The sequence below is a fragment of the Candidatus Cloacimonadota bacterium genome (assembly GCA_020532355.1).
GTDB lineage: Bacteria > Cloacimonadota > Cloacimonadia > Cloacimonadales > Cloacimonadaceae > UBA5456.
The window spans coordinates 20,604-30,684 of record JAJBBD010000292.1 but is presented as its reverse complement, the minus strand read 5'-3'; the positions used below and the strand labels follow the sequence as shown (position 1 = coordinate 30,684).

Below are 10,081 nucleotides of genomic sequence, written 5' to 3'. Positions count from 1 at the left end.
GTACCGTGTGTATCGGGGTGGTAACTGGGGCAGTAGTGCCTACTACTGCCGGGTTGCGTTTCGGAACTACTTCTACCCGTGCAGCAGCTACCTCACTGTCGGCTTCCGGCTCTGCAGGGCAGTTCCTTAAATTTTAGGTTTCTTACCTTTTTACCTTAGAAATGTGTGAAATGAGCGCTCAGTTAAGCATAGCCACCGTAGCTCCCCCCAGCGCAGCAAGGGAGCGTAGGTAATGTTATCCATGATGCTATATGTTACTTTTAGCATAGGATCAAAAAGAGATTCTCCCGTATTTACCGAAGATCTTAGCTTGAAACTAAGTTATTAGTTACTTAAAGCAGATGGGAAAAGGAAGCGGGAGAAGGTGAAGCATTACTTAAGATAGTATTTTATCCGAAAGGTATAATCTCTACCCGGTGCGGGGTAGCCATACTCAGTTTGAAAATCTTCATCTGTGATGTTGTGCAAAAGAAGGCTCAGTTCAAGCTTGTCCCAGTTTTTGCTGATGCCGATTTCATGGTAAAAATATGCTGGGAGTTTATGGAAATTTGCGATGCTATCTTGGGAATCTCGCTCACTTTTCCATGTCGTTATAGCATGTAAAGTGATTTTCCAAGGAAGCTTAAAGTGGTTGATGAGTTCAATGCTGTGGGGAGCACTATCGCTTGATTTGTAATCACCTTCGGTTTGTAGCAGGGAGTATTGTGCTGTAGTATCCCACATTTTAGTGATGCATGAGTTGAGGGCGAGTTCTCCGCCAAAGCTTTGCACCTTGTAGATATTCTCATAACGATTGTTCCATCTATCTATGAGATTTCGAACATCATTAAAAAATATGCTAAAATCTAAGATAGTATTTGTGCTAAAGCTTCGTTTATGATTCAATTCAATTTTATTGGCAGAGGAAGCCAGCAAATCCGGATTGCCGTTTTCTGCAGAAAAGAGTTGTCTCATAGTAGGAACTGAGCTGTTTATTCCAGCAGATAAGATGGTAGAATTATGCTCGTTGTGGTGCCAAGTAAGGGCAGCAGATGGTTCCGGATACAAGAATATCTTATCGGTTTTACTGTGTCCATAAAATGCGGCACCAAGACTTGCAGTAAAAGAAAAATTATTACCTAAAGAACTTTCATACTGGGAGAATACATTACCCACAATGGCGTGGTTGGGTGTCCACTCCGTGTAATTGTTATTGTCTTTACGGTTTACCCGGCGAAATTCGATTCTGGTGCCGGTATTTAGTGTGCCTGCGCCACGTAGTTCCAGAACTGGGGAGATGCCGATATTTACAGATTCCATACGGGAAGAGAGCTCAAGATTTTGATGGGCTGCATCCCGATAACGCTCAAAAGTATCTCCAGCAGCATCAAAATAGATCTGACCGCGTAGATTGGTATTCATTGAGGCAAAATAATCAAACGCTATTGCGGCATTACTCCGAAACCAATCTTTATAGACACCATAATCCCAAGCGTATATAGATGAAGGGATTTCCTTGTAGGGAATAAGGGAAAACCCTGTATTTAAGCCCAATTCATGTAGATCATTTAATAACCATTGAGTGCCTATATCTGCATGCCATGATTCTTGATAACTATGATCCCGCAGTTTACCATTTTCAAAGTGAGTGGGTATAAAATTATCTGAAAGAGGGTAGGGGAAGCGCTCATCCCGGATAAGGCTAATTTTGTACCGGAAATCACCCCAGCTCTGAGCTGAGGAAATACGCTGAGAATTTACCAGGTTGCGCGAGAGTTTATTTTCCAAGCTGAGGATGTGATCTTCATTTTTGCTGATAATATTTACTACTCCGCCCATCGTAGAGGTTCCGTAAAGAGCAGATGCCGGACCTTTGATGATGCGGATCTCGGCGATATCGTCAGCAAGAATCTTAGAAAGATCCACATTGCCAAAGTAGCCGCTGTTCAAGGGGCGCCCATCCATCAATATCAGACTTTCGTTCTTGCGAAAGCCACGAATTTTTAGGTTGCTTTCATCACGGGAGCCGTAACTGATATTGAGTCCGGGGCTCAGTTTTATGGCTTCGGAAATACTTGCGGTATTAGGTGGTTTGAGAATAGTACTCACAGAGCCAATACTGGCTTGCGGACCATCAGCAATTACTCGCACCGGATGAAGATGGTATTGCTTGAGCGAATCAGGCCGGCTTTGAATTGAAAAGATCAGCATGGGAAAGATCCCCATGCCGATCAAGAATAGTTTTTTCAATTATCTCCAAGATCCACTACTTGTCCGTCAAATCCGTCGTACTGAGATGGGAAAGTAAAACTGATATCAGCGTCTTCTACATCAGCATTCAAATACTGCGGTATACTTTCGGAGAAATCAATATCGAGTTTTACTCTATCGATATACTTAAATTTCTTCTTAGCGCCACCCCAGTCGTCATTGTAGGAAGGGAATGTTGTTCTTTCACTTTCCAATAAATAATATCCGTCGGCAATTTCTTCAGGAGTGTACTGCATTTCGTATCCGTCGTAACCTATTAGAGTAATGGTAGTAAAATTCTGATGATCGCCGATTAAATCACTTAGCTTGATGGCTGCTTCCAGTTCATCATCCCAGTTTGTAACTTCATGGATAGTAAGTGCTTGCAATTCCTTGTAATGTGTATTTTCAGAATTATCAGCGATTATTATGCGACGGTATAAACGAATCGAGGAAGCGTCTTTCACTTCGAATGCACCGGGAGTAGTATCGTCGAAGAACATCGTTCTGTATTGATTTGTCGGAACTATATACCCGGTTTTAAAAACGTTCCAATCCAGGTCATAACCTGCGGTTTCTACTTTGGTTCTGGGACTGTAACCATCTGAAGCCACAATTTCGAAGTTGTACAGATTTCTAAAATCTGAAGGATCATCTTCTGTAGGGTCAGTTACTTCCTGTACCTGGACGGAGTCAATGAATTGATCCAGCAGATAGCCTAAGATTTGAGATTCTGTAGTGTTGTCGTCTTCGCTGCAAGCGCTTATACCGAGCAGCAGAACGATGCTAAGGAGCACAACTAAGTACTATTTCAAGGTATTAACCTCCATATAATATTTGGAGGCAGATGGAATGATTCCATCAGCCTTTCCAGTGGGAGGCATGGCTGTTTCCCACCATACCCTATCGGTATTCACGCATGCCTGGATGGGGTTTAGCAATGAATACTCGGCTAAAAAGCAAAAAAACAAAGCAACGGAAAATTGTCAAGCTTAGAGAATGTATATATAAATGTTCTATGGACAAGATTGGATGCTTAAAAATCACTAAAAGCATTGACACAAATTGCCAGTAGGATTTTGTGACAAATAGGGAAATATCACTGTCCATTTACTTAACCCTAAGTGTTTTATGGACACAATGAAGGAAGAATAATGCTCGAGAAGATTCTTAGGAAGATATTCGGCGATAAATCAACACAGGATCTCAAGCGCTATGAACCGCTTGTGACAGAGATAAACACAATTTATAATGGTCTTGCAGAATATGACGATCAACAATTAGTGGAACGCATAAGTCAGATTAAACAAGAGATAGCGGAAACGCTTGAACCAGCACGTAAAGAATTGGAAGAATTACAACAAACTTTTCGTGAATCTGTTGAAGATTCGGAGCGCAATAGAATAGATAATCAAATAGACCTTCAAAAGAAGAAATTGCGAGAACTAAATAAGGAAACGTTGGATAGTTATTTACCGGAAGTATTTGCTATTGTTAAGGATACGTGTCGTCGTATGGTGGGCAGGGAATATATGGTGAAAGGGCATCCAGTAGCATGGAATATGGTGCCTTTCGATGTGCAGCTAATCGGTGGCATGGTATTACACGATGGCAAAATCGCAGAGATGGCAACTGGTGAGGGGAAAACTCTAGTAGCAACTTTACCGCTGTTTTTAAATGCGCTTTTAGGTAAGGGTGCGCATTTGGTAACTGTGAACGATTATCTTGCCAGCCGCGATGCAGAATGGATGAGTCCTATTTTCAACTTTCACGGCCTTACTGTGGGGTGCATCACTACCGGAATGGATCATGATTCACGGCGAGAAGCATATAATGCTGATGTTACCTATGGTATGAATAGTGAGTTTGGGTTTGATTATCTGCGCGACAATATGGCAATAAGCCCTAAGCAGTTGGTGCAAAGAGAGTTCTATTTTTCGATTGTGGACGAAGTAGATAGTATTCTCGTCGATGAAGCCAGAACTCCTCTTATCATTAGCGGTCCCATTGCCCAGGATAAAAACTTCTATCCGGAACTACGACCATCCATAGCTTCGTTGGTTCAGGCTCAAAACAGTTTGATATCACGGTTTCTTTCCGAAATAAGAGACGATCTTAAAGAGGATAATCCCAGTGCATCAGATAGCCGTTTGGCTAAGAATCTACTATTAGTAAAACGTGGAGCGCCAAAAAACAAGGCATTGAATAAATTGATGCAAGAGCCATCGCTTAAACGCTTGGTGCAGGATATCGAAGGCATCTACTTGCGCGACAAAAAGATGTATGAATTGGATGACATGCTGTTCTTTGTAGTTGAAGAGCGCCATAATAGCGTAGATCTCTGCGAAAAAGGGCGCGATATGCTAAGCAAGAAAGAGCCGGATCTGTTTGTCGTGCGTACTTTAGATGAGATTTGGGCAGAAATAGACGCTCAGGATATTTCAGATGAAGCGAAAGCAAAGGCAAAAGAGATTGCAACTGGAAAGTTTATGGATAAGAGCGAGAAACTCCACAATATCAGCCAGTTGTTGAAAGCCTTTACTCTTTTTGAAAACAACCAGGAGTATGTAGTTATCGATAATAAGGTAATTATCGTAGATGAATTTACCGGCCGCCAAATGCCTGGTCGCAGGTTCTCGGATGGGTTGCATCAAGCTTTGGAAGCCAAAGAAAACGTAGCGATTGAAGCGGGAACGCAAACATTTGCAACAATAACTCTTCAGAATTATTTTCGCATGTTTGAGAAACTAGCGGGCATGACGGGGACGGCCGTTACCGAAGAGGCAGAGTTTATGGAAATCTACAAGCTTCCAGTAGTTGCAATTCCTACCAACGTACCCGTAACTCGTATTGATCATGATGATGAAATATATTTGAGCAAAAATGAAAAGTACCAAGCGATTATTGATGAGATTATCTATTGGCATAAGCAAAGAAAGCCTGTTTTGGTGGGCACAGTAAGCGTTGAAGTATCGGAAATACTTTCTAGGTTATTGAGAAGACACCAGATAGCTCACAATGTGTTAAATGCACGCCAGCATCAGCGGGAAGCAGAAATTGTGGCATTAGCCGGTTCTCCAGGAGCAGTTACAATAGCTACCAATATGGCAGGACGTGGAACGGATATAAAGTTGGGAGAAGGAGTAGTAACTCAATCTGTGGAGAGCTATAGGAATTTGAACAAAGTGAGAAATCAGGAGTTCCCCTACGGCTTGCCTTTGGATGGATTGCACGTAATAGGCAGCGAGAGACACGAAAGCAGACGCATTGACCGTCAATTACGGGGTAGGGCAGGGCGTCAAGGGGATCCGGGAACTTCCAGATTTTATCTATCTTTAGAAGATGATCTGATGCGTCTCTTCGGCAGTGACCGCATGGCTCCGTTAATGCAAAAAATCGGGCTTAAGCAGGGTGAAGCCATTCGACATCCGATGATGACAAAAGCTGTAGAGAAAGCTCAAACCCGTGTAGAAGAGCATAACTTTGAGATTCGTAAAAACCTTATTAAATATGATGAAGTGATGAATCAACAACGTGAGGTTATCTATAGCTATCGCCGTAGTGTGCTTAAGGGTTACAATCTCAAACCCGAGATTTGGGAAATGATTTTGGAAAGCATCCAAAGAGAAGTAGATGAAGTTTGCTCTATTTCCAATTATCCTGAAGAGTGGGAATTGGCAAAACTATGTAGCTATTTTAAAGGCTTAAACATTGTTATTAGTGAGGAAGATATTCAGAGTGATCATCTAAATCAAGAGCTTTTGGTGAACACTTTAAGTGAATTGGCTAAAGAAGCTTATAACAATAGAGAGCTGCAATTAGGCGAAGAAGTTATGCGCGATATTGAGCGCAGATCGCTTTTGGAAGTAGTAGACAATGAGTGGCGAGACCATCTGCATGAAATGGATTTGTTAAAAGAAGGCGTATACCTAAGATCTTATGCCAATAAAGATCCTCTGGTTGAGTATAAAAAAGAAAGCTTTGCATTGTTTGAAGGATTGATATCTCGGATACAGGACAACGTTACTAAACGCGTATATACTACATATATTCTCACCAGAGAACAGATGCAGGATATGCAGGATATGTTGAAGGGCGCAAATATGACGCATGAGGCAGTTAACAGTTTTTTGAATAGCAATAACGAGTATCATAGTTCTGCAACACCTCCTCCAGATTTTGGTATAAGTGAGATAAAAGCCAAACCAGTGCATGTTGCACCAAAGGTGGGCAGAAACGATCCCTGTCCCTGTGGCAGCGGAAAGAAATATAAGAAATGCTGCGGCATCCATGAAAATGAGGAAAACTAAATGGGAAAAAATCTGATTATCGTAGAATCTCCCGCTAAGGCGCATACAATAAGTAAGTTTTTAAAAAACAAATATATGGTCAAAGCTTCAATGGGGCATATTCGAGATTTGCCAGCACACGATTTGGGTGTGGATGTAAAAAAAGACTTTAATCCTACCTATGTTACCGATAAAAAGAAAAGCAAGATTATCAGCGAGTTAAAAGAAGCTGCAGCAAGCGCCGATGCCATCTATTTGGCAAGCGATCATGATCGCGAAGGTGAAGCTATTGCTTGGCATTTAAGCAAGCTTCTGGAGAAAGAAAGTAAAGGCAAGTCTCTTTATAGAATCGTGTTTAACGAAATAACAGCTAAAGCAATTAGTGGGGCTATCGATAATCCCGGCACTATAGATACCGCCAAAGTTGATGCCCAACAAGCCCGAAGAGTATTGGACCGGATTGTTGGCTACAGTATATCTCCGCTATTGTGGAAAGTAATAGCCAAAGATCTTTCAGCCGGAAGAGTGCAATCTGTAGCATTGCGGTTGATTTGTGAACGAGAAGCAGAAATTAAAGCTTTTGTACCCAAAGAGTTTTGGCGGATTGAAGCAGATTTTTGGCGCGATCAATTGCCCAAATTTAAAGCTACATTAGAAAAGATAGAGGGCAAGAAAGTTGAAATTTCAAATCTTGAAGAAGCTGAGAAGCTTAGAACAACTCTTAAGAATAACGATGCCGTATTGGAAACCATTAAACGAACTACACGCAGGGTTGAACCACCTCCATCTTTTATAACCAGCACCTTACAACAAGAAGCATCCAAATTGCTTTCATTCCAATCTCAGCGGACTATGAGCATAGCGCAACAGCTATATGAAGGAATAGACTTGGGCGGCGATACAACTGGCTTGATTACCTATATGCGTACCGATAGTACACGTATTGCTGAAGATGCCATAACAGCATGTAAAAAGCTGATAGAGGAGCGATTTGGCGTAGATATGCTGCATTCTGATACCAGAACGTATAAGAACAAACAAAGTGCGCAAGATGCTCATGAAGCTATTCGTCCCACCGATCCATTCCGCACTCCGGAAAGCTTGGCTAGTTATCTTTCAAAAGACCAATTGAAGCTTTATACCCTTATCTGGAAAAGGTTTGTTGCTACCCAGATGAAGAGTGCCAAATTGTTGGTTACAACTGCCTCAGTTAAAGTAGGAGCCGCTACATTTGCTGCTGCAGGAAACCAGATTAGCGAGGAAGGATTTTTGAAGTGTTATGAACATGTTAACATCCCTCTAGGCGAGAAGATTTGTAAAGACTATATGCAAAACGATGCTTTGGAGCACAGCTCTTTGCGGCAATCTCAGCATTTTACCTCGCCCCCTTCCCGGTTTACCGAAGCTTCACTGATAAAAGAACTAGAAGCCAAAGGGATTGGACGCCCATCTACATACGCATCAATAATTGGCACTATTCGTAATCGTAAGTATGTGAATATCGAAAAGAAATCTTTCGTGCCAACTCCTCTAGGGCTGGATGTAAACAGCTTTTTAACCGATAAATTCGATCAGTTGTTTAACGTCAAATTTACAGCTAAAATGGAAGACAAACTGGATGAAGTTGAATATGGTAAAATAATATGGCACAGGCTAGTAAAGAGCTATTACGATGAGATGCAAACTCTAATAAGCAAAGTAGATATAAAAAAGGAAAAACAGGCTTTAATTCAAGATACGGGAATTATCTGCGATTTATGCAAGGTAGGCAAAATGGTAGTTAAGCGCTCCAGAAGCGGAGAGTTCCTTGCCTGTGATCAGTTTCCCAAGTGTAAAAATAGCAAGAATTTTACTCGGGACGAAAAAGGAAATATCCAGATTACAGAGCCTGTAACCTTAGATGAAAAGTGTCCTAAATGCGGAAGTCCGTTGATGGAAAGAACAGGCAAATTTGGGGCTTTTATAGCCTGTAGCAATTACCCTAAGTGTAAGTATGCTCGTCCAAAAACAACCGGAATAGCGTGTCCGGAATGTAAAATCGGCGAAGTGGTGGCACGCAGGAGCAAGAAAGGCAGTCCTTTTTATGCCTGTTCACGTTATCCGGAATGTAAGTGGATATCTAACGATAAACCTGTAGCACAAAAATGCAGTCATTGTGGAAACGACTATTTAGTGGAAAAATACAGCAAAGCCAAAGGGCACTATCTTCAATGTCCTAAATGTAAATATATAGTGGAGTAAACGATGCATATTGGTGATGGAATCCGAAGTGCAGTTGTAAGCATTGCTACCCATAAAATGCGCAGTTTCCTTACCACAATAGGCATTGTAATTGGTGTTATGGCTGTAGTAACTATGTTTTCCAGTGTGTATGCCCTAAAAAACCTGATTAATAAAAACATGGAAGGGATGGGTTGGAATTATTCGGTAGTTATTACCAGCAGTGGGGGTAGTATTGTCGATGATGATCAACGTTCGGCAGTAAAAACTGTGCGTAGAGCGCGGCGTAACCCCCGAAGCTTAGATCTTGACGATTACAACGCCATCAAAAACGAACTGGATTATAAAGGTATTTATGCAATGGCAGAAACCAGCAGTCTGCAGCGTCTGGGTAATCAGGATAACTACATTAGTGTAAAGGCTACCGAAAACTATTTCTTTGAAAGCAAGAGTTATGAGATCTCTAAAGGGCGTCTGTTTAGTCCGGTTGAGCAGGAGCAAGGGCTTCCAGTTGCTATTCTTGGCTACAGATATGCAGAAAAGTACTTTCCTAATAAAGATGTATTGGGTGAACAATTGGTTTTAGGAGATCATCGATATAGAGTGATTGGTGTTTTAGGTTCTGATGTTTTAAACGATGGCAATGGTATGCACTTTAATACCTGGGAGCGCAACTTCGAAATGCAAGCCGTGTATATACCCTTAAAATATGGTTCATTACGATTTGGAGTAGGCAAGCAGGTACCGATGATTTATCTTCAGGCGCATGATAATGCCTCATTCAATAAAATGAAATCCAAAGCCAGACAAATACTTCTTGCACGCCATAATATGTATCCCAGCTTTAACTTTATGGATATCGGAGCAATGATGCTCAACATCAGTTCCGAAATAGATCGCCAGATGAAAAAATGGAATATAACTCTTTCGGCAATTGCTTCAATATCATTGATTGTTGGTGGGATTGGGCTATTCTCCACTTTACTAATATCTATTCAAGAACGTATGACCGAAATTGGGATTCGTAAAAGCATTGGTGCTACCGAACAGGATATCTTCTTTTACTTCATATTTGAGGCATTAGCTTTAGCTCTTATTGGAGCATTGGCTGGAATAGGCATAGCATGGATTTTAATAAGCATTGTAGGAAATATGATAAATTTTCCTCTTTATTTGCCAGTTCCGGGAGTGCTGGTAGGGCTTTTATTCTCGGTTCTGATAGGATTCGCTTCCGGTTTGTATCCAGCACTTAAAGCCGCTCATATCGATCCCATTAAGGCAATTTACTTTCTTGAGTAAGATGCTTCGAAAGCATTCATGAAACTGTTGGCTAAAAAGCTTAT

At 41.4% G+C, this 10,081-nt stretch carries 5 protein-coding genes and 1 riboswitch; of the genes, 3 read left to right on the top strand and 2 right to left on the bottom strand.

The genetic code is table 11. The annotated features are described in order from the left end of the window. Nucleotides 1-372 precede the first annotated feature (372 nt). Together LHW48_10130 and LHW48_10125 are read right to left on the bottom strand one after the other, a co-directional pair. A complete protein-coding gene (locus LHW48_10130) occupies nucleotides 373-2,229 on the bottom strand; it encodes a TonB-dependent receptor plug domain-containing protein (protein ID MCB5260806.1) in 1,857 nt (618 codons plus the stop codon). Further along, nucleotides 2,226-3,026, bottom strand: a complete 801-nt coding sequence (locus LHW48_10125) for a hypothetical protein (GenBank protein ID MCB5260805.1) — start codon at nucleotides 3,024-3,026, stop codon at nucleotides 2,226-2,228. Before LHW48_10125 ends, LHW48_10130 begins: the two co-directional genes overlap by 4 nt. Before the next feature lie 50 nt (nucleotides 3,027-3,076). Next, nucleotides 3,077-3,195: riboswitch (molybdenum cofactor riboswitch) on the bottom strand. A gap of 188 nt (nucleotides 3,196-3,383) precedes the next feature. Between LHW48_10125 and secA the strand changes: the two genes are divergently transcribed. The 3 genes from secA to LHW48_10110 are packed head-to-tail and all read left to right on the top strand — an operon-like array spanning nucleotide 3,384 to nucleotide 10,037. Then, nucleotides 3,384-6,539, top strand: a complete 3,156-nt coding sequence (gene secA / locus LHW48_10120) for a preprotein translocase subunit SecA (protein MCB5260804.1) — start codon at nucleotides 3,384-3,386, stop codon at nucleotides 6,537-6,539. Next, the gene (topA, locus tag LHW48_10115; protein ID MCB5260803.1) at nucleotides 6,540-8,759 is read left to right on the top strand and encodes a type I DNA topoisomerase; all 2,220 of its coding nucleotides are present in this window, start codon (nucleotides 6,540-6,542) and stop codon (nucleotides 8,757-8,759) included. Nucleotides 8,760-8,762: 3 nt separating this feature from the next. Then, nucleotides 8,763-10,037, top strand: a complete 1,275-nt coding sequence (locus LHW48_10110) for an ABC transporter permease (protein ID MCB5260802.1) — start codon at nucleotides 8,763-8,765, stop codon at nucleotides 10,035-10,037. Nucleotides 10,038-10,081 lie beyond the last annotated feature (44 nt).

Bases quoted from the DNA above. Each gene is read 5' to 3' on its own strand.
- secA (MCB5260804.1), top strand. From the start codon at position 3,384: ATGCTCGAGAAGATTCTTAGGAAGATATTCGGCGATAAATCAACACAG.
- topA (MCB5260803.1), top strand. From the start codon at position 6,540: ATGGGAAAAAATCTGATTATCGTAGAATCTCCCGCTAAGGCGCATACA.
- LHW48_10110 (MCB5260802.1), top strand. From the start codon at position 8,763: ATGCATATTGGTGATGGAATCCGAAGTGCAGTTGTAAGCATTGCTACC.